The sequence below is a fragment of the Lentzea sp. NPDC005914 genome (assembly GCF_040629405.1).
GTDB lineage: Bacteria > Actinomycetota > Actinomycetes > Mycobacteriales > Pseudonocardiaceae > Lentzea.
Map to the genome: position 1 here is coordinate 92,154 of NZ_JBEXVQ010000020.1, position 26,866 is coordinate 119,019.

Below are 26,866 nucleotides of genomic sequence, written 5' to 3' on the forward strand. Positions count from 1 at the left end.
AAGTCTCGTCGAGGCTTAGCCGATCGGTTGATGCGTCACGACGTCGACGCCCGGATAGCCACGACTGACGACGGGGCTCGACCGGCCGTACAGGTACTGGCGGAAGAACGCCGGGATGTAGGTCGTCGCGACCCTGCGCTGCTGCTCAGGAGTCAGGGCGGTGTCCGGGCACCTGCTGTCGTTGTCGTAGGACCATTCGGTGTTGAAGTAGTTGTGGTTGGCGTACTTCGGGGTCACCGCGTGGATCGGGACGAGGTTGCGCCCCTTGGCGTTGTCGACGTAGCTGCCTCCGCTGACGGCGCCGTCGCAGCTGCCGGTCATGACCGCGAACGGGATCCTGGTGATCCGGTAGTCGAGGTTCTCCGGTGCTTCCGGGTCCGGCGCGTAGTAGTCCGCGGGTGCGAGCGGCAGGACCGCCCTGATCCGCACGCCTCGGGGTAGTTCGGCGATGTGCTTGTCCGACGCCTGGTAGACCGCGCCCCGGCCACCGCGCGAATGGCCGAGCGTGCCGACGTTGGTCAGGTCGACGTGGTCCTTGAAGCCCCTGAGCTTCTGGGCGAGCGGGCCTTTGCCATCGTTGAGGTCGCGCCACATCTCCAGGTGCTTGGTCATGAGGGCGGCTCGTGCGACGTCCGCCGGTTCGCCCATCTCACCGGCGTTGACGCCGTTCACGCTCACCGACACGACCACGAAACCCTGCCGCGCCAACTCCTCTCCCAGGTAGTCGTACCCGCGGTAGCTCGGGAACGCGTCCCCCTGAGGACACGGCCACGCCCACTGGTCGTTCTGGCAGGGCTTCCAGTAGCCGTGCGCGAGCAGCACGAGCGGCCGTTTGCCGACAAGCGTGCGCGGGGCGTGCACGACCGCGGTGAGCTCGAGGTCCGCGACGGGACCACCCGGCTCGGTGTGAAAGCCGGGCACCTGGAAGGCCCGGTCACCGAGCGAGTACTCGACCTTTCTGACTGCCGTGAGTTGTTCGGGGGCCGCAGAGGTGCTCGGCGCGGTCAGCGCCATCGCCAGCGCGACGGCGGCCGCGGTTCTACCGATTGCCATGCCGGTGATCCAACCGGCCACTTCTGAGGGAGTTGTGAGGACCGTGTCACGGTTCTGCCACGGAGAAGTGGCCCGCGAACCCGCGGAACCGCTCCGCCAGCGGGCCCTTGGCCTCGCTCAGTTCACGCCACAGCCGCATGTGCCGGTCCAACGCCGTCCGGTCGCTCACCAGCACGACGACGGATCCCTGCTGCGCCAACGACTGCGCGATGTCGTCGTAGCCGCGGAAGTTGAACACCAGGGGCCGTGTGCCGACGAGCGTGCGCGGCGCGTGGACCTCCGCGTGCAGGTCGCCTACCGCGTAGCCCATCGTCATGACGGCGGGCCGGTAGTGCCGTATCGAGGTGGCGGCCGCTGTGCTCGGCGCCGTCAGCACCATCACGCACGCGACGGCCGCCCATAGTCTGCCGATCGCCATGGACACGATCTCATCGGGTTCATGTGCCATCGAGGTCCGGACTTTGTCACGGTTTTGCCACAGCGCCCTCGATGCCGTCCAAAAGGACGCGCAATCCGTTGCGGAAGTTCTCCAGCGCGTCGTTCTCCAGATACGGCAACGAAGGATCAATAGGTTCTCGATCGTTTTCCAGAACGTGCAGCATCGGGAACTTCTTCGCGAGGTCGGGCTCGATCTCCAGCAACACCGCCGACCGCGCGTACCACCACTCCTCGTCCGCCTCACCGGTCGCGCCACCGGCGGCGCGGGCCTCGGCGATGGTCTGGGCCGCGCCGCGCACGAAGTAGTTGATCGCGCCGACGATGCCCCGCAGCTCACGACCTGGCAGGCCGGTGGACATCAGGATCGCGGCCAGCGCCTCGGTCACGGCGAACTCGTGCGGGCCGAGCACCGGGCGCGCCTGCGACACCTGCAGCACCCACGGGTGGCGGCAGTAGCACTCCCACATGTCGCTCGCCCACTGCGTCACGGCGGGGCGCCAACCGTCCTCCAGCGCATACGAGGTCGGCAGCTCGGCCATCGTGCGGTCGTACATGAGGTCGACCAGCTCGTTCTTGCCCGGCACGTACGTGTAGAGCGCCATCGCGGTGCGGCCGAGACGCTCCCCCACCGCGCGCATCGAGAAGGCCATGCCCTGCTCGTCGGCCACGGCGATGCCCGCGTCGACGATCGCGTCCACGCTGAGTCCGGGCTTCGGGCCAGGACGGGGTTCGGTGACCGGCCCGCGCCAGAGCAGCTCGATGGAGCGGCGCGGGTCGCCCTGACCTGCGTAGACGACCACGGTTGCGACTCCTTACAACGTAAAGTAACCTCGTTGGTCGATACTTTACGGCATAAAGAATCAGTGGGGGAAGCTGTAGTGACTGTTGCCGACAGCCATGACGTGATCCAGGTGCGCGGGGCCAGGGAGAACAACCTCGCGGACGTGTCGCTCGACGTCCCCAAGCGCCGCCTGACCGTCTTCACCGGCGTGTCCGGTTCGGGCAAGTCCTCGCTGGTCTTCGGCACGATCGCGGCCGAGTCGCAGCGCATGATCAACGAGACCTACACCGCGTTCCTGCAGTCGTTCATGCCGTCGATCGGGCGCCCGGACGTGGACGCGCTGCGCAACCTGAGCGCGGCGATCATCGTCGACCAGGAACGGATGGGCGCGAACTCCCGTTCCACCGTCGGCACGGCCACCGACGCGCACACGATGCTGCGGATCGTGTTCAGCCGACTGGGCGAGCCGTACGTGGGGACGTCCGGCGCGTTCAGCTTCAACCTGCCCGAGGGCATGTGCCCGGCCTGCGAGGGCCTGGGCAAGGTCACCACCATCGACGTGGACGCGATCGTCGACCGGTCGAAGTCGCTCGAGGGCGGCGCGATCGACGCCCCGAACTACGGCGTCGACACCTGGTACTGGCGGGTTCTCGCGCACTCCGGCCTCTACCCGGCCGACAAGCCGATCGCGTCGTTCACCGAGCAGGAGCTGGATGACCTGCTGTACAAGCCGACCACCAAGCTGAACATCGGCGGCACTAACGTCACCTACGAGGGCCTCATCCCGAAGCTGCAGCGGACGATCCTCAGCAAGGACCGCGAGTCGATGCAGCCGCACGTCCGGGCGTTCGTCGACCGGGCCGTCACGTTCACGACCTGCTCGGACTGCCGCGGCGCACGGCTCAACGAGGCCGCGCTGGGTTCGAAGATCCGCGGCGTGAACATCGCGGACTGCTGTGCGATGCAGATCAGCGACCTCGCGAAGTTCGTGCACGGCATCGACGACCCGTCCGTCGCGCCGCTGCTGGCGACGTTGCGCAACACCCTGGACTCGCTGGTCGAGATCGGCCTCGGCTACCTCTCGCTCGACCGCGAGTCCGCGACGCTGTCCGGCGGCGAGTCGCAGCGCGTGAAGATGGTGCGGCACCTGGGATCGTCGCTCACCGACATCACCTACGTGTTCGACGAGCCGACCGTCGGCCTGCACCCGCACGACATCCAGCGCATGAACAACCTCCTGCTGCGCTTGCGGGACAAGGGCAACACCGTCCTGGTCGTCGAGCACAAGCCGGAGACCATCGCGATCGCCGACCACGTCGTCGACCTCGGTCCCGGCGCGGGCGTCCACGGCGGCCACCTCTGCTACTCCGGGGACGTGGCCGGGTTGCGCGCTTCGGGCACGCTGACCGGGCGGCACCTCGACCACCGGGCCAAGCTTCGGCCGGAGTTCCGCTCCCCGCAAGGCTTCCTGACGATCAGCGGCGCGCGGACGAACAACCTGAAGGACGTGTCGGTCGACCTCCCGCTCGGCGTTCTCACCGTCGTCACGGGCGTCGCGGGCTCCGGCAAGTCATCACTGATCCACGGGTCGCTGCGGGGGCGTTCCGGCGTCGTGACGGTCGACCAGTCGCCGATCCGCGGGTCGCGCCGGTCCAACCCCGCCACCTACACCGGGCTGCTCGACTCGGTCCGGACCGCGTTCGCCAAGGCCAACGGCGTGAAGGCCGCGCTGTTCAGCGCGAACTCCGAGGGCGCGTGCACGCACTGCAAGGGCATCGGGCTCGTCTACACCGACCTGGCGATGATGGCCGGCGTCGCGACGGTGTGCGAGAAGTGCGAGGGCAAGCGGTTCACGCCCGAGGTGTTGCGCTACACGTTGCGGGGCAAGAACATCAGCGAGGTGCTCGGCATGTCCGTGGCCGAGGCCCTATCGTTCTTCCCGTCCGGTCAGGCGCGTGTCGTGCTGAGCCGGCTGAACGACGTGGGCCTGTCCTACCTGTCGTTGGGCCAGCCGCTGACCACGCTGTCCGGTGGCGAGCGGCAACGGCTCAAGCTCGCGATCCACATGGCGGAGAAGGCCTCGACGTACGTGCTGGACGAACCGACGTCCGGTCTGCACCTCGCGGACGTCGACCAGCTGCTCGGGCTGCTCGACCAGCTGATCGACGCCGGCAACACGGTGATCGTGATCGAGCATCACCTGGCCGTGATGGCGCACGCCGACTGGATCGTCGACATGGGGCCGGGTGCCGGGCACGACGGCGGTCAGGTCGTGTTCACCGGGACGCCGGGCGAGCTCGTCTCCGGCTCGGACACCCTCACCGCCCAGCATCTGAAGGAGTACCTGTCATGAGCCTGCTGGCGGTCTCGTCGGTCGTTCCGCTGACGCCGCGCATGGTGCGGATGACGTTCACCGGCGATGGGCTCGCCGACGTCGGCACCTGGCCGGACCAGCAGCTGAAGCTGTTGTTCCCCAAGCCTGGCGGCTCGGCGCTGGTGTCCTCGTCTGCCGACGTGAGCGTCTGGTACCAGGCCTACCTCGCGATTCCCGAGTCCGAACGGCCGTGGATGCGCAGCTTCACCGTGCGGTCGCTGGTCGACGGCGTGCTGACCGTGGACTTCGTGCTGCACGGCACCGACGGTCCCGCGTCCGCATGGGCTGCTTCCGCTCGCGTCGGTGACGTCATCGGCAGGTTCGGGCCCTCGCCCGACTACGCCCGTCCGCTCGGGACCGCGGACCTGCTGGTGCTCGCGGGCGACGAGACGGCGTTGCCCGCGATCGCCTCGCTGCTGGAGCTGCTGCCCGCCTCGCAGCGGCGGCTGGCGTTCGTCGAGGTCGCGGATCCGTTGGAGGAACAGGCCATCCCCGGCGTGCGATGGGTGCACCGCAGCGCCGGGGAGGACCTGGTGTCGGTGGTGACCTCTGCTGAAGTCGCCGGGTCGGTCTGGGTGTGGCTGGGCGGCGAGGCCTCCGCGGTGCGCGCACTGCGGAGGCACTTCGTCAGCCTCGGCGTGTCCAAAAAGGACATCGAGTTCGCCGGTTACTGGCGGCGCTCGCTGACCCAGGACGACGCTCCGACTGCTGACGACCTCGCCGAGGCCCAGGAGCGGATCGCCGCGCTCAGCGAGTGACCACCAGGACGGCACTGTTGGCCGGCACGTCGACCGTGGTCGTCGTGCCGGTCACCTTCACGGACTTGGGCCGCGGGGTGAACTTCGCGTTCTTCTCCACCTTCGACCCCGCGATGGTGATCTCCTTGGAGTCCAGCGCCGGTGCCGTCAGCACGTAGACGCTGGCGTGATGGGCCTTCTTGGGCAACTTGACCGTCGCGGTGACGCTGCTCGCGTTCTTGTTGTTGACGAACGCGTTGTTGCCGATCCCCCACGCCGTGACCTCGTCCGCGCCGGTGACGCTCGCCGCGTGGTAGGCGCCGGGCCCGGCCAGCTTCCAGAGCAGCTCACCGTAGTAGACCGCCTGCACGCCAACGGGGTCGAGCCCGTCGTAGCGGATCGGCGAGTAGTGCAGCGGGAACTGCGTCGACGTGCCGCCGTGGAAGTTGATGCCGGACCCCTGCTGCGCCGCGACGCCCGACAGGTAGTCCAGCGACCACAACGCGGCCGCCTGCACGTTGCTCACGCCGTCCGCGCCGCCGTGGTAGTAGTTGTTCGCCTCGGTGACGCGCCACTGCTTGATCCCGTTGGCTTCCCAGGCCTTCTGCATCGCGGCGGACGCGTTCGGCAGCCGCCCGGACTTGTTCGACGCGAGCATGTCCGGGATGGACGCCTTGTCGTTGCGCGCGATGTACTGGTGCGTCGAGAGAATCGTGGCGCCGCGGTCCTTCTGGGTGCGGCCGAAGTCCATCGCCCACGCGGTCTTGTTGGCCTCGCCGGGACCGTCGAACTTCGCCCCCGGCACCTTCGCGCGGATCGCGTCGGCGAACTTGCTGAACAACGCCTCGTACTCCGGCCACGTCTTGACGTAGACGTTCGGCTCGTTGCCGATCTCGAAGGCGGTGAGGTCCTTGCCCAGGATCTTGGCCGCCTGCTGCGCTTCCTCGGCCGCGGCTTCGGGCGTGTTGGTCTTGAGGTTGATGCCGTAGATGACCTTCCACCCGGTGGCCTTGGCGAACATCGCCAGCTCCCGGATGTCGGCCGGCGTGACCTCGTCCGCCTTGCCGCCCGTACCCGCGGGGTTCCAGGTGGTCATGTCCACGAGGTTGCCGCCGATGCGCAGCAGACTCGGCCCGAGCAGCCGGAACAGCCGGACCAGGTCGGTGTTGCGCGCGTTGAACATCCGCGCCCCGACCCGGTCCTTCTCGTAGCTGAAGCCGGCGAAGTCCCTGGCGACCTCGCTCTTGCTGGCGGAATCCACCTGCACGCTCACCGCCGGCGCGGCCTGCGCGGCGTGCGCGGACGTGCCGGTGAACACGATCAACAGGGCCGCAACGGCCGCTGCTCGACGCATGGGAGTCCCTTCGTCCGTGCGGCGGCGATCCCACCTTAGATCGGATGTTTCCGGAATTCGAGCACCGAGTGGTCGCCCTGCACCTTCGTAGTGCCCGCGAGCACCAACCCGTGCGGCTCAGCGAGCTTCTCCAGCTCCGCGATGCTCCGCTCCCGTCCGCCGAAGTGCACCAGCATGATCAGATCCATCTCGGTCGCGGCCCCCACACCTCGGATGCCTTCGATCACCACCAGCACCGCGTCCCGTGTCATGGCCTCCGCACACCGGGCGAGGATGCGGCCGGCCCCGTCGTCATCCCAGTCGTGCAGGATGTCGAACAACAGGTAGGCGTCGCGTCCTGCGGGCAACGGGTCGAAGAAGCTGCCCTTGCTCGCTCCGGCCCGGTCGCCGAACCGGGCGAGGTTCGCGCGCGCCGGCCCGGCCTCCAGGTCGACGAGGTGCCCGCGGGTGTCGGGGTGGGCTTCCAGCACGGCGGCGAGCAGGTCGCCGGGCCCGCCCCCGACGTCGACGATCGTCGCGAACCGCGCCCAGTCGAACGCCTCGACGAACCGCGGGATCCGCTGCCTGATCCGCCAGGTCATCTGCCGGTCGAACGCCTCGCGCAGGTGCGGCCGCTCGGCGAGGTCGGTCCAGAAGTCCCGCCCGTAGCGCAACGGGTACGCGGGCTCGCCGGTGCGGATGCTGTGGGCGAGGTCGACGAAGGCCAGGTCGGCGCGGCCGGCCGCGGTGTCGTGGTGGAGGAGGTTGTGCAGGCCGGTGCCGGCGTCGGCGCAGAGGTTCGCGCCGAACTCGGTGGTGCGGTAGCCGGCGTCGATGCGGTCGACGACGCCGAGGGTGACCAGGTGGCCGAGCAGGAGTTCGAGGGCCATCGGGTCGACGTCGAGCTCGGCGGCGAGGCGGTCGACGGTGGCGGGGCCGGTCGCGGCGGGACCAGCGACGACGGTCGAGACCGGCGCGGCGACGGTGGCGGTGGCGGTGGAACCAGGCGTAGCGACGATGGTGGCAGCATTGGAGCTAGGCGCGGTGGCGGCCGCATCGGTGGTGAGGCCGGCGCCGGTGGCAGGGCCAGGTGCGGTGGTGGTGGCGGCGTCGGCAGCACCAGGCGCGGCTGTGGTGGCGGCGGCCGCATCGGCGACAGTGGTGGTCTCGGCTGCTGGGTCGGCGGTGTCAGCGCCAACAGCTTCGGCTGTGGCGGCGCCCGTGGCGCCCGAATCGGCGTCGGTGGCGGCGGCGACGTCCGTGGCGGTGGCGGGTGCGTTGGTGGGTGTGGAGTTGGCGGCGTGATCGGCTCGAAGGCGGTCCGGCAGCCCCAGGGTCACCGCGACCCGCAGCGCCATCGGCGTGACCAGGCCGGACATCTCTCGAAGCAGGCGTATGTCGGTGTCGTTTCCCACGAGGACTCACCCTCCCAGCACGGGCAACCCAATTTTGGTCTGCACTGAAGCGACAGGGAGCACGACTGAAGCCGGTAGTGCGCCTACCGTAGGACCATGAAGACCAACTGGGCCGGCAACGTCACGTTCACAGCGGCCCAGGCCGTCACGCCGACCTCGGCCGACGACCTGCGCGCGATCGTCCGCGGTTCGAGTGCGGTGCACGTCGTCGGGTCCGGGCACTCGTTCAGCCCGATCGCGGACACCGCGGGCACCCTGCTGAACCTCTCCGCCATGCCGCCGGTCTTCGAGGTCGACAGGTTCGCCGTGCGGGTCAACGCCGGCGCGACGCTGGCCGAGCTCGCCCCCAAGCTCGACGAGGCGGGCCTGGCCCTGCACACGCTGCCGAGCCTGCCGCACATCACCATCGCCGGCGCGGTCGCCACGGCCACGCACGGTTCCGGGGCGCGGTCGTTGGCGGGGGCGGTGCGGTCGATCGAGGTCATGAGGGCGGACGGCTCGGTGGTCGAGCTGACGTCGGCGGGTGCTGTGGTGTCCATGGGCGGGCTGGGGGTGGTCACGGCCGTCACGATGGACACGGTGCCGTCGTTCGAGGTGGCGCAGACCGTCTACGAGGACGTCGCCTGGACGACGTTGCTCACCAGCCTCGAGCAGATCTTCGACGGCGCGTACAGCGTGAGCGCGTTCGTCGACTGGCGGGGCGGGGCGACGCTCTGGGTGAAGCACCGGATCGGCGACGAGCCGTTCGCGTTCCCCGGCCGGGAAGCGGACGGGCCGCGCCACCCGGTCCAGGGCCAGCCCGCCGGCCGCTGCACCGAGCAGGGCGGCATCACCGGACCGTGGCACGAACGGCTGCCCCACTTCAAAGCCGAGTTCACACCGTCGGTCGGCCAGGAGCTGCAGACCGAGTACTTCGTGCCCCGCACCCGCGCGGTCACGGCCCTGCGCGCGCTGGCCGAGATGTCCACGGTCATCTCGCCGCTCGTGCAGGCCTGCGAGATCCGCACGGTGAACGCCGAACCGCAGTGGCTCAGCCCGGCCGCGGACCGCGACAGCCTCGCCATCCACTTCACCTGGATCCCGGACACAGCCAAGGTGCTCGCACTGCTCCCCCGCCTCGAGGAGGCCATCGCGCCACGGCCGCACTGGGGCAAGCTCTTCACGGTCCCGCCGATGCTGCTGGCCGCGCGCTACCCGCAGTGGGAGGCGTTCAAGGCCCTCGCGAACGAGCACGACCCGAAAGGCGTGTTCCGCAACGACTTCCTCACCCGCTACTTCGGGTCCACCGCGTCGAGCTGACGCCACAGCAGGTCGGCTTCCGGCCCGCGCAACCGGGTCAGCAGCCGTCGCGCCTCCTGCAGCGCGGGGTCCGCCAGGGTTGCGTCCGGGAAAGCCTGGGCTAGTCCGATCAACGTCCGCACCTCCCCCGACCGGTCAGCGAGACTGCGGAAGACTGCCAACGCGTCGGTGAACGCCTCCTGCGCGTCAAAGGCGGCAGTGGCGTCGAGATAGAGGTTCCCCAGCTTCTCCTGCAGCCTTGCCCGGACGACGAGCTCGTCCGGCGCGAGCAGAACCAGCTCGGCATTCAGGTCGCGGATGGCCAGGGTGGTGTCGAAGGCCTCGCGCTTCAACCGCGTGAGCTCGATGATGATGTCCGCCTTGTCCTCCGGCCGCACCGGCAGGTGACGGGCGCGCTGCAGGTACTCCTCCGCCCCGTGATGCCGCCCGGCCGCGCTCTCCAGGTACGCGAGCTGGCGCAACGCGGTGACCTGGTCGTCGAGCGGCAGCGTGTTCCACTCGACCGCGTCGACCAGTTGACGTCCCGCCGCGGTGAAGTCGCCCCGGTCGACCAGCATCGACCCGAGCTCGAACGCGACCTGCGCCTCCAGCGCGGTGTCCCCGGTGCTGAACTCCCGCGCCGACAACAGATGCTGGTGCGCCGCATCGGCTTTCCCGCTCCGCAGCTCGATGCGGGCCAGTTCCCGGTGCGCCAGCGCCTTCTCCCGCCGGTTCCCGCCTCCGCGCAACGCCGACTCGAAGTGGAGAACGGCGTCGGAAAGCCTGCCCTGGGCCTCGTGGATCTCGCCGAGGAGCCGATGCGCGCGCTGTGCCTCGACCGTGTTGGACAGCACCACGTTCAGGACGTGGGTCAGGTCGGCCTCGGCCACCTCCAGCCGGCCGGTGTCCCTGGCCAGCTCCCCGTGCAGCAACGCCGACCGCACCGGGGTCGCCGCCGCCTCCATCGCCCTGCCGGCCAGCAGGTACGCGCCTGCTACGTCGCCCGCGGCCTGGAGCGCCTGGCCCGCAGAGACGAGCACCAGCTCCCAGTGCGGTCCCGGCTCCTCCGCGGGCACGGTGCTCACGACCTCGACCGCGGTGTCCAGCAGACCGCGGAACGGGGAGAGCACCTGCGCCGCGGACAGCTGCCGGGGCACGTCGTCCGCGACCACCATGACCGTGCGGCCCTGGTCGAGGATCTCCTGGATCCCCGCCGACGGCTGTGCGGGCGGATCGACGATCACGAAGTGGCGCACCGCGGACAGCTCCGCCAAACGCCCCCGCACCGCACGCACGCCGAACTCCAGCAGCTTGGTCGCGAGGTCCATCGCCCGGTCCGACGTGCCGTGCACCAGGACGTCGTAGCGGAACCCCTGACCCGGCTCACGACGCCCGCGCTCCCGAGCCGCGGACACGTAGGTGTCGCGGTTGCTCACCAGCACGTCAGCATCCGCCAGCCGGTGCGCGAGCAACGCCGCGATGTTGTCCATGTAGTAGGAGACCGAGTCGGGACTGCCGCTGCGTTCGTCGAGAACGGCGATCTCCTCACCGAAGCTCCAGTACGGCAGGTACGGCACGGTCGTGCGCTCCACCATGCCCAGCTCGGGGCGGTCGTCGTCCTGGTCCTTGGGCATCCAGCTCGCGTAGAGCGGCGCGAACCGCTCGGCCAGCGTGGTCCGCCACGACCGCGCCCGCTCGTACTCCTCCTTGCTGTCGAACCGCGACACCACCGGCAGGTACAGCAGCCCGTCGCGGTCGTACGGCAGCGTGTCGCGCGCGTCGGCCGCCCGCTGCGCCACTTCCAGCGCACCGGCCAGGTTCTGGCGGTTCGGCGCCACGCACAGCACCAGCACGTCCGGCAGCTGCGCGGTGCAGATCCCGCCGATGTCGGTGATGCCGGTCCGGCTGTCGACCAGCACGTAGTCGAACGTGTTCTCCCACTCCTCGCGGATCTTCTCGAACCGCCAGCCCAGGTCGTGGTCGGCGAAGAGGTCCGGCCACGACAGCTGCTGGGCCCGGTCGGCGTACGTGGCGTCCATCTGGCCCGCGGCGAGCAGCGACAGGTTCTCGATGTCCGGCACGGAGACGGACTCCACGACGTCGGTCCAGTCGACCTCCCCGGTGACGACCTCGACCAGACCCGCGTCGCACGGGGCCGAGAGGTACGGCCCGAAGTACTCGTGCAGACCGGGGGCGTCGAGGTCGAAGTCCACGCACAGCACGCTGTTCCCCCAGCGCGCCAGCTGCACCGCGACGTTGGCCAGGCAGAACGAGCGTCCGACGCCGCCCTTGTAGGAGTAGAACGTGACGATCACGGCACCCTCACAGCCTCGGCAACGGGCCGGGCGGCAGCGACCGGGGATCCAGCGTCGGCCGCACCACCTTCCACGCCGGGTCCCACGGCGGCGCGTCCTCGATCCGTTCCGCCACCTCCTCCGCCAGCTTCTGCACGGCGGCGTAGAAGAACTCGTAGTCCCGGGACCGGCTGTAGGTCTCGTACGGCAGTGGCTTGTTCCACGGCGTGAAGTCCCGCTGCTGCGCCGCCCGCGCTTCGGGCGGGTAGTGCTGCCCGTCGGCGTACCGGACGGGCAGCACCAGGCCCTGCGGGTGATCGAGGGTGCCGTAGCCCAGAGAGCGGTGGCGTTCGAGCATGCTCTCCCACTCCGCGAGGCACCACTCCGAGCGGAAGTACGGCGGCGACAGCACCGCGACCATCACCTTCGACCGCAGCAACGCGCCCTCGAGGCTGTCCGGCCACGAGACCCCGGTCTTCTGGTTCCAGTCCACGAAGATCCGGGGTTCGGCGGCCATCTCGTTGCCGAGCCACTCGCGCAACGCACGGTAGAAGTGGTCCCGCACCCACACGTCACCACCACCGCGGCGCGTGTAGCTCAGGAAGACGTCGTACTCGTAGCCCACGTTCTCACATCGGGATCTTCAAAGAGGCCATTACGAGCCGTCACCCTTCTGGCGCAACGTCTCCAGCTCGTCGTCGGAGAACCCGTAGGTCGTCACGACGGTCATCTTGGGGCACGTTACCAGCAGACCGGGCCCCCACTCCTCGATCACGAACCCGCTCTGGTTGGGCGAGGAGAAGAACGGCTTGCCCGTGACACCCAGAGACACCTCGGAAGGCCAGAACAACGTGCGGCGAACGGCTCCGGGGTGGAACTCGTGTGCGAACTTCAGCTGGTGCAGGAACGTGATCCAGCCTTCGGTGATGTCGTCGTAGTACTCGTCCCACTCGGGCAAAGTGCCCTTCGGCGCGCGCGTCAGCACCACACGCGTGCCTTCCGGGACCGGGGTCAGCGAGAACGTGTCGTGGCCGTGCAGAGTCAGCGACCGCTCGCCCGTCTCCTCCGCGTCCTCGAAGAACGTGCCGTCGATCTCCTGCTCGAGACCCTCGTACTCCCAGCCGTGCCAGTGCAGGATCTTCTGCTTGTCGCGGAACGACTGCCACACCTCGTCGACCGGCGCGGCCACGGTGACCTCGATCCGGACGCCCTCGTCACTGCTACCGCTGATCATCGGACACTCCCGGGTGGCCCAACGCGACCACCCGGTACGGGCGGCCTGACTCGGTGTCGTACTTCAACGCGATCTGCCGCACCGCTTCGGCGAGGTCGCTGGTGAACTCGTGGACGTCGCCGGGCGCGCCGAAGCGGACCGTCGTCTCCACGGTGAAGGTGAGCAAGCGCTTTCCCGCGTCCGCGGCCGCGCAGGACATCCGGTCGACCTCCCGCGCCACCCCGGAGGCGACCGACACCAGATGCGTTGCGGCGAACTGGTCCTGGACGTCCGCGGCGATCTCGCGGCCGGGCCGGGCGCGCAGCACGCGTTCGACGCAGCCGCGGCGCTGGCGTTCCTCGACCAGCTCGACGAGCCCGGCCTGTTCCAGCGCGCGCACGTGGTAGTTGACCCGTTGGCGCGGCAGGTCGAGAGCCGCCGCGAGCTGGGTCGCCGACGCGGGCGACTTCAGCAGCTCCAGCAGCGATCTGCGCAACGGCGACAGCTCCACGCCAGCACGGTCTCATTTGACAAATTCATTTGTCAATACCGGAACCCGACCGGAAACAGGTAGGTTCGTTGACGGTTGCAACAAACCACCCCCACCCTGTGACCCGTGAGAACCCCCCTGCTGGTGGCAGCGTTGGCAGCAGCGGCGATCGTTCCAGTGTGGACAGTCGCGGCGCAGGCCGACGTAGTGCCCGGAACCGCTTATCAAGTCACGAACGTCGGCAGCGGAAAGTGCGTGGAGTCGCAGGGAACGGCCAACGGCGCACAGCTCCGCCAACAAGGATGCTCTGGGCAGACGTGGACCTTCACGCCCACGAGCGACGGCTACTTCACGGTCGGCCAGGGCCAGGTGTGGGACGTCTCGGACGTGTCCACCGCGGACAACGCGCCGATCCACCTGTGGCAGTCCTTCAACGCCAACAATCAGCAGTGGCGCCCCGAACAGGTGGGCACCGACACCTACCGGTTCGTGAGTCGGCACAGCGGCAAGTGCCTCGACGTGCCCGGTGCGACCACGAACGACGTCCAGTTGGTGCAGTACACCTGCAACGGCACCAACGCGCAGGCCTTCAAGCTCGGGACCTCCGCTCCCCCGGACCCGACGCAGCCCGACTTCGGCCCGAACGTGCTGATCTTCGACCCGTCCATGCCCGCCGGCACGATCCAGGCGCGGCTCAACGACGTCTTCCGGCAGCAGGAACAAGGTCAGTACGACCCGCGGCGGTTCGCGATCTTCTTCAAGCCCGGCACCTACAACGCCGACGTCAACATCGGCTTCTTCACCCAGGTGCTCGGGCTCGGCCTGAACCCCGACCAGGTCACCATCAACGGCCAGGTGCACGTCGAGGCCGACTGGTTCCAGGGCAACGCGACGCACAACTTCTGGCGCGGCGCCGAGAACCTCGCGATCAGGCCGCCGAGCGGCACCAACACGTGGGCGGTCTCGCAGGCCTCCGCGATGCGCCGCACGCACGTCTACGGGAACATGCAGCTCGACGACAACGGCTGGTCCAGCGGCGGTTTCCTGGCCGACTCCGCGGTCACCGGCCAGGTCCGCTCCGGCAGCCAGCAGCAGTGGCTGTCGCGCAACACCGAGTGGGGCTCGTGGACCGGCGAGAACTGGAACATGGTCTTCGTCGGCGCGCGCAACGCCCCGGCCAACACGTTCCCCGAGCCGCCGTACACGACCGTCGCGCAGACCCCTGTCGTGCGTGAGAAGCCGTTCCTGAACATCGACGGCAGCGGCAAGTACAGCGTGTTCGTCCCGTCGCTGCGCACCAACACCAGCGGCACCACGTGGGCGAGCGGCAACCAGCAGGGCACGAACATCCCGCTGTCGGACTTCTTCATCGCCAAGCCGGGCACCAGTGCCGCGACGATGAACCAGCAGCTCGCGGCGGGCAAGCACCTGCTGCTCACGCCGGGCATCCACCAGGTGAGCGAGCCGATCCGCGTCACGCGTCCGGACACCGTGGTGTTCGGCCTGGGTCTCGCGACCGTCATGCCCACCAACGGGAACATGGCGATCGATGTGGCCGATGTGGACGGTGTGAAGGTCGCCGGCCTGCTGCTGGACGCGGCTCCGACGAACTCGCCGCTGCTGATGCAGATCGGCGCGCCGGGCAGCAACGCCAGCCACGCGGCCAACCCGACGTCGGTGCACGACGTGTACGTGCGCATCGGCGGTTCGGCGGTCGGACGGGCCACGACCTCGTTGGTGGTCAACAGTCACAACGTGATCGGCGACCACCTGTGGTTGTGGCGCGCTGACCACCGCGACGGCGTCGGCTGGGACGTGAACCGGGCCGACACCGGATTGATCGTCAACGGCAACAACGTGACGATGTACGGCCTCTTCGTCGAGCACTACCAGAAGTACCAGACCATCTGGAACGGGCAGGGCGGCCGGACGTACTTCTACCAGAACGAGATGCCCTACGAGGCGCCGAACCAGGCGGCGTGGATGAACGGTTCCACGCGCGGCTACGCCGCGTACAAGGTGGCCAACAACGTCACCACGCACGAGGCCTGGGGCCTGGGCAGCTACATCTTCGCCAACGCCAACCCGAGCGTCGTGGCGGACCGGGCGTTCGAGGTGCCGAACACACCGGGGGTCAAGTTCCACAGCATGGTGACGATCTCGTTGGGCGGCAAGGGAACCATCGAACACATCATCAACAACTCGGGCGGCAGGGTGACCAACGGTTCGACCGAGGCCTACCTGGCCAATTACCCGTGATGTTCCACTGAGCGGTTTTCGGATTCGCGTCCCCGTGCTCCGGTTCGCATAGACTGGAGTATGGGGATGCAAACCGCTCTAGAAGTGGTGCAAGGAGTCCAGGCGGGCGAGTTCACGGCCCGCGAGGTCATCGACGAGCAGCTCAGGGTGATCGCCGAGATCAACCCGAAGGTCAACGCCCTCGTCGAGGTGTTCGACGTGCCAGGTGAACCGGCCGGTCCGCTGGCAGGCGTGGTGTTCTCCGTCAAGGGGAACATCGACGTCGCGGGCGCAGCGACGACGCACGGCCTGAAACAGCTGGCCGGCAACATGAAATCCGCCGACGCGCCGATCGTGGCGCGGCTCCGGGCGGCCGGCGCGACGCCGATCGCGCACGCCAACCTGCCGACGCTGAACGCACGGGGCATGCACACGTACAGCGAGCTGTACGGACACACCATCAACCCGTGGGACGCCTCGAAGTCGCCGGGCGGCAGCTCCGGCGGTGACGCGGTGGCCGTCGCGACGGGCATGGTGCCGATCGGGATCGGCAACGACGGTGGCGGCTCGTTGCGGCTGCCGGCGTTCCTGAACGGCATCTGCGGTCTGAAACCGAGTTATGGCCGCTATGCGCAGGGCTCGACCTACGGCCAGCCCGATCCGTCGTTCCCCCCCCAGGTCATGACGGTCGAGGGCCCGCTCGCCCGCACCATCGCCGACCTGCGGCTGGTGCACGAACTGCTGTGCGAGATGGACTCGGCCGATCCCCGCGTGGCGCCGGTGCCCGCGGCCGGTGCGCCCGCCCCGCTGATCGCTGGTTTCGTGCCGGGTGACCCGGTGGTCGAGGAGGCGGCGAAACGGCTGGTGGACGCCGGGTACGAGGTCGAACCGGTCGAGGTGCCCCGGCTCGAGGAGGCCTCGACGCTCGCCATGCGGATGATCGCCACCCCGATCGGGCTCGCCTACGAGCAGTTCATGGCGACCGCCGGTGAGGACCTCGCCGCGTACGCCCGGCTCCTGCTGGAGCTGCGCCCGGCGCTGGACCTGGCCGGGTTCCTCGAGCTCACCGGCACGCGGCTGGCGATCGGGCGGGCGTGGGCGAAGCTGCTCGACCGCTACCCGGTCGTGGTCGGGCCGGTGTCGACCATTCCGTCGTTCGAGCCCGACCAGGAGCGGCGCAGTACGGCTGACCTCGCCGCCTACTTCGACGCGATGGAACTGTGCGCGGCGATCAACTTCGTCGGGGTGCCGTCGGTGGCGGTGCCGACGGGGCTGCGCGACGGGCTGCCGACCGGCGTCCAGGTGATGTCCCGGATGTACCGGGAGGACCTGGCCCTGGACGCGGCGGCAGTCCTCGAAACCCCGCTCAGGCCAGCCGTTTCGGCCGGTTGACCTTCATCTCGTCCATGTCGGTGACGGTGGCGCGCAACCCCTTGAAGTCGACGCCCAGCGCGTCGAGGGCAGCGGTCGCGCGCCGCAGTCCCGCGTCGTCCGCGCCCTTCTCCGCCGTGAGGATCACGCGGTAGCTGAAGAAGTCGAGCTTCTCGTCGTAGGTCAGCGCGCCTTCCTCGCTGAACCCGCCGCTGCGCAGGAAGTCGAAGCCCACGAGGCGCTCCCGCAGGGAGGCGCACTGGTCATCGGTCAGGTCGGCGAAGCGTCCGCGGACGAGTACCCGGTAGGTGTGTTCAGCCACGAGGAAACATCGTGGCCGAACACCCGCCGCCCTGGCGAACGATTTCCCCGGTGCGGAACAATCATGGTCCATGGACGCAAAAGAGCTGGTCGCGCGCATCCGGAGAGAGCTGCACCCCGGTGAGCACGACAACCTCGTGGTCAAGCTCATCGAAACGGGCCAGGCGCCGCGGCCCGTGATCGCGACGTTCGCCGCCGAGGAGAACCACATCGTGTCGTCGGACTGGCGGACGTTCCTCGCGCTGGCGTCGAAGGCGGAGGAGCCGAACGCGCGGGCGTTCTTCACGCTGCTGGCGGGCGGCGAGGAGCTGGTGCTGCCGATGCTGGAGCCGCTCGCGAAGGCCGCGGGCATGTCCTCCCAGGACTTCCACGGCTACGAGCCCTACCCCGGCTGCCAGGCCTACCCCGCCTACCAGGCGTGGATGGCGATGAACGGCGAGCCCACCGACGTGATCCTGGCGATCCTGGCCAACTTCACCGCGTGGGGCGGCTACTGCGCCCGCATGGCGAAGGGACTGCGCGAGCACTACGGGTTCGACGACGAGGCGTGCGCGTTCGTCGACTTCTTCGCCACCCCCGCCCCGCAGCTGGAGGAGCGGGCGATCGCGGCGGTGCAGGCGGCGCTGGACGCGCACTGGCAGCCGAAGCACGCGTGGCGCTACGGCCGTCTGCTGCAGGCCTACGAGCTGGAGTTCTGGTCCACGCTGGCCTGAACCGTGATCCGCACTTGAGTAGCTGTACTCATGACAGCCCGGGTGTGACGCAGGACTCTCGGGATCATGACTTCTCCCACGCCCTCGCACACCCCGACGACCGCGGCCTTCTACATGCAGGCGGTCCTCTCGTTCGGACTCTCGCTGACCGCCGTCGGCATCGGAGTCGTGTTCCTGCCCGTCGACGGGTGGGTGCGCGCATTCCTGGGGATCGCGATGCTCTACACGGTCACCTCGGCGTTCACGCTGGCCAAGGTGCTGCGGGATCGGCAGGAGGACAGCTACATAACCAGCCGGGTGGACAGAGCCCGGCTGGACAAGCTGCTGACCGACCACGATCCGTTCAAGATCGACGCGGTCTGACGGCGCCGGGCCGCCCGTGAGAGTCGCTCACGGGCGGCCCGACGTCGGTCACCGGGGCAGATAAGCCCTGTGCTGCTTGGAGAACTCGTAGTTGTTGTACTTGTCCCAGTTGATCGACCACGTCATGAGGCCGCGCAGGTTCGGGTAGACGCCCTTCGGCTTGTAGCTGCCGCAGTTCGAGCCCTTGGTGAGGCAGTCCAGCGCGGTGTGGACGTCCGCGACGGACGTGAACCCGTTGCCCGCGTACTGCGCGGCGGGCAGGCCGATCGCGACCTGGTCCTGGCGCAGCCCCGCGAAGAACTTCGACATGTCACCGCGCACCGGGAACCCGGCGAGCACCATGTCGGTCATCGCCACGTGGAAGTCCGCGCCGCCCATGTTGTGGTACTGGTTGTCCAGGCCCATCACGGGTCCGGAGTTGTAGTCCTGCACGTGCAGCAACGTCAGGTCGTTGCGCATCGCCTCGATCACCGGCAGGTACGCGCCCGTGCGCGCGTCGCCGCCGCCCGCGCCGCCGTAGAACTGGTAGCCGACCTGCACGAAGAACGTCTCGGGCGCCATCGTGAGCACGAAGCCGGCTCCGTAGCGGGACTTCAGCGACCGCAGGGCCGAGATCAGGTTCACGATCACCGGCGTGGTCGGGTTCTTGAAGTCGACGTCACCGGGGTTCAGCGACAGCGAGTGGCCCTCGAAGTCGACATCGAGCCCGTTCAGGCCGTACTTGTCGATGATCGCGCCGACCGACCGCACGAACGCGTCCCGCGCCGCCGTGGTCTCCAGCCGCACCTGGCCGTTCTGGCCGCCGATGGAGATCAGGACCTTCTTGCCCCGGGACTGCTGCGCCTTGATGCCCGCGATGAACTCGGCCTCGGACTCGACGTTCGGGCACTCGGCGACCGGGCACTGGGCGAACCGCAGCTCACCTGAGGTCGAACTGGTCGGCTCGGCGAACGACAGGTTGATGACGTCCCACTCGTCCGGCACGTCCTTCATCCGGATGTAGCCGGAGCCGTTCGCGAAGCTGGCGTGCAGGTAGCCGACGAGGACCTTGCGCGGCAGGCTGCCGGTGGGCGGCGGGCCGGTCGTGGTCGTGGTCGTCGTCGTAGTGGTGGTTGTGGTCGACGTCGTCGGAGGCGTGCCACCGGTGCACGCCGCGCCGTTGATCGTGCAGTTCGCCGGGTCCGCGGTACCGGCGGCGTTGTAGCCGAACGTGACGCTGGCACCGGGCGCGACCGAGCCGTTGTACTCGCGGTTGACGAACGTGTGGTGGTTGCCGCTCTTGGTGAGCAGCGAGTCCCAGTAGGCACCGACGGTGGTGGAGGCCGGGTAGTCGAACTCGACCTTCCAGGAGCTGATGGCCGCGCTGGTCTCGTTCTTGATCGTCACCGTGGCGGTGTACCCGGTGTCCCAGGACTGCTTGGAGAACGTCGCCGTGACACCGGCGGCGCTGGCAGGGGCGAGGCTCACGATCACGGTGCCGAGCACCAGTGCGGCCACCGCGCTTATTCGAGCGAACAACAGCATGGTTGCTCCGTCCCTCACGTTGGCGGCCGGCAGGGGGTCATCCCGAATTGGACTAGACCATCTACCCGGAAGTCAAGGTTCTAGACTGTCCAGTCGTGCCTCACGCTCGTGCCGGAGACGGAACCAAGCTCTTCTACTCGGTCGAAGGCTCGGGTCCTCCCCTGCTGCTGATCGCGGGCCAGTCCAACTCGTCCCGGTGGTGGTCACAGGTGCGGCCGGGTTTCTCCGCGGCGTTCACGACGATCGTCACGGACCACCGCGGCACCGGTTCCAGCGACAAGCCCGATTCCCCGTACAGCACGCGGATGTTCGCGTCGGACTGCGTCGCGATCCTCGACGACGCGGGCATCGACAGGGCCCACGTCTACGGCACGTCGATGGGCGGCCGGATCGCGCAGTGGATCGCGGCCTCGCACGGCGACCGCGTCGACCGGCTGGTGCTGGGCTGCACCTCCCCCGGCGGGCCGCACGGCATCGAGCGCAGCGCCGAGGTGCGCAAGTCGCTGGCGCAGATCGACCCGATGAAGGCGCGCAGGGCGTTGGAAGAGCTCATGTACACACCGGCGTACCGAGGACCGTTCAACACGCTCGGCGACCCGCAGATGCCGCCCTACGCGAAGAAGCGGCACCTGTTCGCGAGCGCCGAGCACGACGCGTGGGACGTGCTGCCGTCGATCACCGCGCCGACGCTCGTGGTGCACGGGACCGAGGACATCTTCAACCCCACGGCCAACGCTCCCCTCATGACCGAACGCATCCCCGGCGCGCGCATGCATCTCATCGAGGGCGCACGGCACGGTTACTTCGAGGAATTCGCGGGCGAGGCCACTCCGCTCGTGGTGCACTTCCTGCAGGGGTAGCTCACCGCTGGGGGAAGCGTGCGAAAGACACCTGTCGTCGTTCTGATCCTGGCGTTGTTCGCCTTGCTGCCCGCACCGGCCTCCGCCGCCGAACTACCCGGAGGCAAGGCGAACTTCGTCGTCGCGCTCGGTTCGTTCAAGCTCGGCAAGGACAACTGGGTGCGGCTCGGCGACTACCAGTTCAGCGGCGCCACCGGGAAGGTGACCGCGCGGACGTACCTGTGGTGGCAACGCGACCCGGTCGCCCGGCAGGGCACCGGCACCACACCTGACGGCACGTGCTCGACCTCCTCGCTGACGCCCGGACAGACCAAGGTGCGCGGCTGCCAGGTGCTCACCGCCGGCGGCTTCACCTCCGGCCCCACCGAGCCGAAGACCGGCGACTACAAGATCGAAGACGGTCTGGTCAAGATCACCTGGGACGTCGGCCAGGCGTGGTCGGAGCAGTGGGCCGTCACCACGAGCGCCGACACCAAGCTCGTCCGCCTCGATCTCAGGTTCAACACCCTGGCCACCGCCGGGTACGCCTACGGCAGCAACACCCCGCTGAGCACCCGCCGCCAGATGGCGAGCGTGCGGTCGTTCCCCGGCACGCTCCAGATGGACGTCCGCGGCTGGGATCACGGTGCCCTGACCACCCGCGACGACGAGCCCTACGACATCGGGCTCTACCGCACGTGCACCACCACGTCGTGGTGCCTCACCTACCTCCATCCCGAGGCGACGTATGCCTGCCGGACCGGCTGCGTGCCGGGAAACACCGACTTCTCGGTCCAGAACTACATCGTGCGGGTCTCGAACAACGACCGCCGCGACACCCATTGGCAGTGGTGCAGCTGCCTGACCAAGGCCAGGAACGGCACGGACGAGGGGTGCTACTCCCGCAACTCCCACGTGCGGCCGATGCTGCAGATCCTCGACGACGACGCCCGGTTCCGGGGCTGGGTGGGCGTCGAGGCCTCGTTCAACCCGGTCATGCCCGAGTCCGGAGATCTCCGCGACGGCGACATGCTCTCCGCCTTCCGCGTCAGCGACTTCCGCTGAGGCTCAGCCCGTGACCCACCGCAGGCCGCGCATCAACGCGTGGCCCGCGAACCGCACCCCGGTGGCCTCGGCGATCGGCAGGTACGGCAGCCGCAGCGGAATCCGCGCCCACACGGGCAGGCTGGCCACCGCCGTCGCGGTGAGGATCGCGTACGGGCCCTTCGCGAGCAGCGGCAGAGGTGCCTTGAGCAACAGGAACCGCGCCGCTTCCCGGGCCTCGGGCGTGCCTTTCAGCTCGTTGCGGTAGCCGTCGAGCCTGGCGTCGAGCTCCGCGGTCGTGCGCGGCGGATCCGGGATGCCCATCGCGTCGGCGATCACGGCCATGTCGGCGACGTAGCCGTCGTAGTCGTCGAGGGGTTTCTCGCCGTACTTCCGGTGGCACTGCAGGAAGCTGTCGACCTCGGCCACGTGCACCCAGCCCAGCAGGTGCGGATCGTCCGCGCGGTAGTCCCGTCCGTCCGGCGCGGTGCCGTGGATGAACGTGTGCACGTGCGCCAGCCGTTGGATCGTGTCGTGTGCGTCCTTCCTGGTGCCGTACGTCGTCACGCCGACGAACAGGCCGGTGCGCTGCAACCGTCCCCACGGGTCGGTGCGGTAGTCGGAATGCTGCGCCACCGCCGCCATCGCCAGCGGGTGCAACGACTGCAGCAGCAACGCACGCAGCCCGCCGATGAACATGGCGTGGTCAGCGTGGACGTGCCGGATCGGCCGGTCGTCGGCGAACATGCGCGGACCGGGCGCGTCGTGGATCCGCCGAGCGTGCTTCTCGCGCTCCGGACCCGCCACCTTCTCGAACAGCCCGTCGCTCAGCTGCCGCCGCAGTGCCTCCAGCATTCACCCATCATGCGGGACGGTTGCTGAGACGAGGAAGACGAATCCACTGGTCCGGCTCAGTGAAAGCCTTGTTGTTCTCCGGCCGCAGCCCCGCGAAGGCGAGGCAGTACGCCACCGCACTGCCTTCGTAGAGGTTCGCCAGCAGCACCATGTGCGCGTCGGTGTCGCGGTGCCGGTTAGGGCCACCGCCGGGATGCAGTCCGCCGTCGACGAACCGGCCCTCGCGGTAGATGGACCCTGTTTGCCGCTGCTGGGATCGGCGTACATCCCGTACGCGACCGTGCCGGCCGACAGCGGCTCCACGTACTCGCGCTGCTGCAGGGTGAAGTGCCACGGCTGCATCAGCACACATCCGCCGGGCACGTCGGTCGCGCAGACCGTGACGTCCGTGTCCTCCCCGAACGGTGCGGGGAACAAGTCCCCGGTCGGCACGGTGTCCGGCACCTCGTCTGGCGGCACCACGCTGGCGTTCAGCCTCCGGATGGCCTCCTGCACCTCAATGCCCCCACGAGAACGGCACCCTACCGAGGCAGGGTGCCGTCCGCTCAGGAGTGTCAGCCGATCGCGATCTGGTCGAGGTCGGGTGCCCCGGCCTGGTCGTTGCCGAACTTGACGGTGTTGGCGCCCGCGTTCAGCGTCACCGGGAGCTCGGCGACGTACGGGGTGTTGTTGCCGAGCCCGTCGAGCTTGACCTCGACCGGCGCGCCCCCGTTCACCGACACGAAGTACGAGCGCGGCCCGTTCACCGTGTAGGTGATGAACATCCGATAAGCGCCCGCAGCGGGCACGGTCACGTTCGGGAAGGTCACCGCGGCGTCCGGGCTGCCACCGATGTTGCGCACCTTCTCCCCGCCCGAGCACGGCCCGCAACTGGTCAGACCGGTGCTGCCGAACACGTTCGCGGAGTCCTCCGCCTCGCGCACGAACACGCGGTCGGCGGGCCGGGTCCGCATCGGCACGGAGCCCGACACCTTGCGGTCCGAGCTCAGCAGCTGGAACGACGCGGTCACCGGAATGGTCACCGACCCCACGTCCTGCCCTTCCGGCGAGGTCGCGGTCCAGACACCTTCCAGCAGACCGGCGAGCCGCATCGACGGACGCGTGGCGGGCGAACCGGTCAGCGTCCACCCCGCGGGCAACACGGGTGCCAGTGACACGTTGTCGATCTGATCGTCCGCGTCGAGGCGCAGGCGGGCGGTGATCTTCACGGACTGCCGGCCCGGCGCGACCCATTGCACGCCATGGGGTTCCACGGTCAGCGTCGTCTTCGGCGTGTAGCTCGACGGCGGCAGGCCCCCGACCGAGATCCGGTCGAGACCGAGCGGCTTGCCCGTGCCGAACACCCGGACCGTGTTGCGCCCGGCGTTCAACGGCACCGCCACCGAGGTCGGGTCGGGCACGTCGGCGCGATCAGCAGGCACCGCAACGGAAACCGGGGCCGCACCGTTCACCGACACCGAGACGGACGACGCCGAAGCCGACGTCAGGTCCAGCCGCAGGTTGTAGGTCCCCGCGGCAGCAACGGAAACATCGCGGTAGGTCACGGCGTTGCGCTCACCACCGCCGAGTCCCGTCACCTGACGCGTGCCGGAGCAGGCCTCGCAGAACTCGCTGCGCGCCGAACCCGACCGTGCCGCGTCCTCGGCCTCCAGCGCGCTGTCCCGCGCCGACCGCGGATAGCTGTGACCGACCCGGATCTCGTCGATCTTCAGTTCCTTGAAGTAGACGGGAGCCTGCGGTCCACCCCACGTGTTGAGCACGGTCAGCCGGAGCCATCGGGCCTGAACAGAGCCGATGTCGATGAACTGGGTGCCACGCGCGGAAGGCAGAGCACCTGTGCGGACGTGCCACCAGTTGCGACCGTCGTCCGAAGCCGTCAGCTGGTAGTCCTTGATCCGCGAGGAGTCCTCGGGACGGCCGAACGACACGCGCGCATGCGTCGGCGACGACTCGCGCTGGTTGATCGCGAGGAACGAAGCCTCCTTGCGCCGCCCCAGGTCCAGCGAGATCGAGACGGGCTGGGCCGCGTTGGCGTCCCAGTACTTCTCATAGCTGCCGTCGGTCAGGTTGGCAGCCGGAAAACCGTCCCTCGTCGACGTCGCGTACGCCTTCACGCCGTCGTAGAAGCCTTGCTGCCCATGGGTTTCCACGGTGAAGACGGTGTCGTACTCGTCCCACGCCGTGATGCCCTCGATCGTCAGGTGCCCAGCGGACTGCGAGAACTTCATCCGCTCGCCGGTCCGCAGATCGGTGACCTTCGAGACGCGATACCCGTTGTCCCGCAGGCGAACGAAGTCGGCGCGAGGCTTGGTCACCACGTGCACGTACTGCTTGCCGGTGGACGGGTTGATGGTGATGACGCCGTGCGCGCCGTCGTTCCAGAACCCCGGCTGCATGCCCCCGTACATGTACCCGCCGCCCTCGACACCCTGGATCGACTCCTTGATCGGAGTCACCCACGAGGACATGAAGTTGTTGTAGGTCTCCTGCTGCGCCGGCATCTTGCCGTTCACCATCGGCGTCTCGGCCATCAGCGACTTGATCGAGGAGCCCGCGTTGGTGATGTAGCGGCCGACGTTCAGGCGCGTGTCGACGGCGGAGTCGCCGCCGCTGTACCACCAGTCGCCGGTGGTGGGGAGCTTGTAGCAGGCCTCCGAGAGACGCGGCATCGGCGTGAACGTCGCGGCCGGGTAGTCGTAGGACGGGAACATGCCGGTCTTCTGCTCGTTCGAGACCGTGTCCATGATCGGCGTGTCCTCGTTGTTGTTGCTCAACAACCAGGTGGGCTGGATCTGCCGGATCTGCTCGTAGAGCTTGTTGCGCTCCCAGTACTCGTTGTCGTTGTCGATCCAGAAGCCCGCGAGGTCGTCGTAGTTCTTCATGACCTCGAAGAAGAGGTCGTAGCTGTACTTGCCGAAGCCCTCGCGCGTGGTGAGGTCGACCTTCTCGCCCTTGTAGGCGGAGTAGGCGGCCGAGTCGAGCATCTCCACGCCCTGCTCGGCGTGCCACTGCGGGTCGTCGGTCATGTAGAGGATGACCTTGACGCCCTTGGCCTTGCCCGCCTTGGTGAGCTCGCGGAGCAGGTCGCGCTGGGTGGCGCAGCTGCCGGGGATCTTGGACGGCCACGGGCGCGCGTAGCCGAGTCTCGAGTGGAACGTCGCGAGCACGACGTAGGAGGCGCCGAGCTTCTTCGCCTCGTCGATCCAGTAGTCGGGGGTCCACCCTCCGCCGGTGACGTCCTGCTCCCACTCGGCGCAGTTCAGGTGCTTCGGGGCGGTGAACATGCCCCAGTGCAGGAAGAGGCCGGCGGTGGACTTGCGCAGCCACTCCTGTCTCGGGTGTTGCACCTCGGCCTGCGCGGCGGCAGGCGTGATCATCGTGACCAGGCCGGCGAGCAGCGCGGCCACTACGGCCACACACAAACGTCGTAGTGCCATGACCATCGCTTTTCTCGTCAGGGCGGCGGCGAGAGGTCCGATGATTACACCCGGAGCTACCAGGTTCAAGGCTTCGGCAGGCCTAAGTCATCCGACGTGTCAGGACACCTGAACGGCCGGGTCGGCTTTCAGAGTCCCGTCGCGCACCCACCACCTGGTCAGCGAGGCGCCGGTCGGGCAGCAGTTGACGTCGCTGGGCCGGTACCAGAGCTCCCGGACGGTGATCGCGCCCTTCTCGAACTTCGGCTGCGCCAGCAACGGCACGTGCGGTGCGTCGTCCCGCATCGTCGTCGTGCTGATCTCACCGATGAGCTCCAGCGCCCCCTTCGCCGACCGCACCACCACCAGCCCGAACGCGAGCTGGCTCGAGGCGGTGTGGCCGCCGTTCTCGCAGTACAGGTTGACCGCCGCCTCGTCGCGACCGTCCGCGTCGACGTCACCGAACCACACGGCTTTCACCGGGTTGACCACGACTTCGACCTCGCCCCAGGTCGTGGACGTGGCTTTCGCCGAGCCGTCCTCGATCTGCACCGGCTCCTCGACACCGCAGAACTTCGCCGGCAGCGTCGCTCTCAGCCAGTCCACGCCGTGCAGGTTGTCGGGCGCGGGGCCGAGCGACGGCCTGGCCACCTCGGACGGCTTCGTAGTCACGACGACCGTCCCACCCGGCTGCGGCGCGCCGGTGATCTTCGGGCCGGTCGACGGGTCACCGCATGCGGCCAGCAGCAACAAAAACGGGAGAACGCGTCGCACGA

General features: G+C 68.7%; 24 protein-coding genes. 9 read left to right on the plus strand and 15 right to left on the minus strand.

Translation table 11 applies throughout. The features are described 5' to 3' along the window. Positions 1–15: 15 nt before the first annotated feature. Genes ABZ345_RS27100 through ABZ345_RS27110 form a run of 3 tightly spaced genes read right to left on the minus strand, consistent with a single transcriptional unit; the run spans position 16 to position 2,291 of the window. Entirely contained in the window at positions 16–1,053 is a 1,038-nt protein-coding gene (locus tag ABZ345_RS27100) for a hypothetical protein (protein ID WP_359854342.1), read from the minus strand. 46 nt (positions 1,054–1,099) lie between these two features. Then, the gene (locus tag ABZ345_RS27105; protein ID WP_359854344.1) at positions 1,100–1,471 is read right to left on the minus strand and encodes a hypothetical protein; all 372 of its coding nucleotides are present in this window, start codon (positions 1,469–1,471) and stop codon (positions 1,100–1,102) included. A gap of 46 nt (positions 1,472–1,517) precedes the next feature. Continuing rightward, on the minus strand, positions 1,518–2,291 hold the full coding sequence (locus ABZ345_RS27110) for a TetR/AcrR family transcriptional regulator C-terminal domain-containing protein (protein WP_359854346.1): 774 nt from the start codon (positions 2,289–2,291) through the stop codon (positions 1,518–1,520). Between the two features lie 78 nt (positions 2,292–2,369). On the opposite strand from ABZ345_RS27110, the gene ABZ345_RS27115 reads away from it, so the two are divergent. Next, positions 2,370–4,625 (plus strand): excinuclease ABC subunit UvrA, encoded by a 2,256-nt coding sequence (locus ABZ345_RS27115; RefSeq protein WP_359854349.1) that lies wholly within the window; start codon positions 2,370–2,372, stop codon positions 4,623–4,625. After that, positions 4,622–5,404 carry a siderophore-interacting protein gene (locus ABZ345_RS27120; protein WP_359854351.1) on the plus strand — a complete coding sequence of 261 codons (783 nt, stop codon included), beginning with the start codon at positions 4,622–4,624 and terminating at the stop codon, positions 5,402–5,404. Before ABZ345_RS27115 ends, ABZ345_RS27120 begins: the two co-directional genes overlap by 4 nt. On the opposite strand, the gene ABZ345_RS27125 is transcribed toward ABZ345_RS27120, so the two are convergent. Beyond that, positions 5,394–6,737, minus strand: coding sequence for a glycosyl hydrolase family protein (locus tag ABZ345_RS27125; RefSeq protein ID WP_359854354.1), 1,344 nt, complete (start codon positions 6,735–6,737; stop codon positions 5,394–5,396). The two genes, ABZ345_RS27120 and ABZ345_RS27125, sit on opposite strands and share 11 nt — an antisense overlap. A gap of 35 nt (positions 6,738–6,772) precedes the next feature. Further along, on the minus strand, positions 6,773–8,131 hold the full coding sequence (locus ABZ345_RS27130) for a methyltransferase (protein ID WP_359854357.1): 1,359 nt from the start codon (positions 8,129–8,131) through the stop codon (positions 6,773–6,775). Positions 8,132–8,227: 96 nt separating this feature from the next. Between ABZ345_RS27130 and ABZ345_RS27135 the strand changes: the two genes are divergently transcribed. Further along, a complete protein-coding gene (locus ABZ345_RS27135) occupies positions 8,228–9,430 on the plus strand; it encodes an FAD-binding protein (protein WP_359854359.1) in 1,203 nt (400 codons plus the stop codon). Here ABZ345_RS27135 and ABZ345_RS27140 read toward each other — a convergent pair. Genes ABZ345_RS27140 through ABZ345_RS27155 form a run of 4 tightly spaced genes read right to left on the minus strand, consistent with a single transcriptional unit; the run spans position 9,403 to position 13,427 of the window. Continuing rightward, complete coding sequence (locus ABZ345_RS27140; RefSeq protein ID WP_359854362.1) at positions 9,403–11,724, minus strand: AAA family ATPase; 2,322 nt, start codon at positions 11,722–11,724, stop codon at positions 9,403–9,405. The genes ABZ345_RS27135 and ABZ345_RS27140 overlap by 28 nt on opposite strands. Before the next feature lie 7 nt (positions 11,725–11,731). Continuing rightward, positions 11,732–12,328 (minus strand): toll/interleukin-1 receptor domain-containing protein, encoded by a 597-nt coding sequence (locus ABZ345_RS27145; RefSeq protein ID WP_359854365.1) that lies wholly within the window; start codon positions 12,326–12,328, stop codon positions 11,732–11,734. A gap of 30 nt (positions 12,329–12,358) precedes the next feature. Continuing rightward, complete coding sequence (locus ABZ345_RS27150) at positions 12,359–12,937, minus strand: hypothetical protein (protein WP_359854368.1); 579 nt, start codon at positions 12,935–12,937, stop codon at positions 12,359–12,361. Beyond that, positions 12,924–13,427 (minus strand): helix-turn-helix domain-containing protein, encoded by a 504-nt coding sequence (locus ABZ345_RS27155; RefSeq protein WP_359854371.1) that lies wholly within the window; start codon positions 13,425–13,427, stop codon positions 12,924–12,926. The genes ABZ345_RS27150 and ABZ345_RS27155 overlap by 14 nt, the downstream gene beginning before the upstream one ends. Before the next feature lie 105 nt (positions 13,428–13,532). On the opposite strand from ABZ345_RS27155, the gene ABZ345_RS27160 reads away from it, so the two are divergent. Together ABZ345_RS27160 and ABZ345_RS27165 are read left to right on the plus strand one after the other, a co-directional pair. Beyond that, the gene (locus tag ABZ345_RS27160) at positions 13,533–15,665 is read left to right on the plus strand and encodes an RICIN domain-containing protein (protein ID WP_359854374.1); all 2,133 of its coding nucleotides are present in this window, start codon (positions 13,533–13,535) and stop codon (positions 15,663–15,665) included. A gap of 66 nt (positions 15,666–15,731) precedes the next feature. After that, positions 15,732–17,036 (plus strand): amidase family protein, encoded by a 1,305-nt coding sequence (locus tag ABZ345_RS27165; protein ID WP_359854377.1) that lies wholly within the window; start codon positions 15,732–15,734, stop codon positions 17,034–17,036. Here ABZ345_RS27165 and ABZ345_RS27170 read toward each other — a convergent pair. Continuing rightward, complete coding sequence (locus ABZ345_RS27170) at positions 17,011–17,337, minus strand: DUF6204 family protein (RefSeq protein ID WP_359854379.1); 327 nt, start codon at positions 17,335–17,337, stop codon at positions 17,011–17,013. The two genes, ABZ345_RS27165 and ABZ345_RS27170, sit on opposite strands and share 26 nt — an antisense overlap. Before the next feature lie 70 nt (positions 17,338–17,407). Here ABZ345_RS27170 and ABZ345_RS27175 point away from each other — a divergent pair, with 70 nt between their 5' ends. Then, positions 17,408–18,049 (plus strand): transcriptional regulator, encoded by a 642-nt coding sequence (locus ABZ345_RS27175; protein ID WP_359854382.1) that lies wholly within the window; start codon positions 17,408–17,410, stop codon positions 18,047–18,049. A gap of 66 nt (positions 18,050–18,115) precedes the next feature. Next, positions 18,116–18,412 (plus strand): YiaA/YiaB family inner membrane protein, encoded by a 297-nt coding sequence (locus ABZ345_RS27180; protein WP_359854385.1) that lies wholly within the window; start codon positions 18,116–18,118, stop codon positions 18,410–18,412. Positions 18,413–18,460: 48 nt separating this feature from the next. On the opposite strand, the gene ABZ345_RS27185 is transcribed toward ABZ345_RS27180, so the two are convergent. Further along, entirely contained in the window at positions 18,461–19,936 is a 1,476-nt protein-coding gene (locus ABZ345_RS27185) for a cellulose binding domain-containing protein (RefSeq protein ID WP_359854388.1), read from the minus strand. Positions 19,937–20,031: 95 nt separating this feature from the next. Between ABZ345_RS27185 and ABZ345_RS27190 the strand changes: the two genes are divergently transcribed. Together ABZ345_RS27190 and ABZ345_RS27195 are read left to right on the plus strand one after the other, a co-directional pair. After that, positions 20,032–20,796, plus strand: a complete 765-nt coding sequence (locus ABZ345_RS27190; protein ID WP_359854391.1) for an alpha/beta fold hydrolase — start codon at positions 20,032–20,034, stop codon at positions 20,794–20,796. Between the two features lie 18 nt (positions 20,797–20,814). Then, a complete protein-coding gene (locus ABZ345_RS27195) occupies positions 20,815–21,840 on the plus strand; it encodes a hypothetical protein (RefSeq protein WP_359854394.1) in 1,026 nt (341 codons plus the stop codon). Between the two features lie 3 nt (positions 21,841–21,843). Here the strand turns inward: ABZ345_RS27195 and ABZ345_RS27200 are convergent, their stop codons facing one another. The 4 genes from ABZ345_RS27200 to ABZ345_RS27215 form a co-directional block, all read right to left on the minus strand. Then, complete coding sequence (locus ABZ345_RS27200) at positions 21,844–22,674, minus strand: oxygenase MpaB family protein (protein WP_359854397.1); 831 nt, start codon at positions 22,672–22,674, stop codon at positions 21,844–21,846. 7 nt (positions 22,675–22,681) lie between these two features. Continuing rightward, the gene (locus ABZ345_RS27205; RefSeq protein ID WP_359854399.1) at positions 22,682–22,825 is read right to left on the minus strand and encodes a hypothetical protein; all 144 of its coding nucleotides are present in this window, start codon (positions 22,823–22,825) and stop codon (positions 22,682–22,684) included. 403 nt (positions 22,826–23,228) lie between these two features. After that, a complete protein-coding gene (locus ABZ345_RS27210; RefSeq protein WP_359854402.1) occupies positions 23,229–26,111 on the minus strand; it encodes a CBM35 domain-containing protein in 2,883 nt (960 codons plus the stop codon). 99 nt (positions 26,112–26,210) lie between these two features. Further along, entirely contained in the window at positions 26,211–26,864 is a 654-nt protein-coding gene (locus tag ABZ345_RS27215; protein ID WP_359854404.1) for a hypothetical protein, read from the minus strand. Positions 26,865–26,866 lie beyond the last annotated feature (2 nt).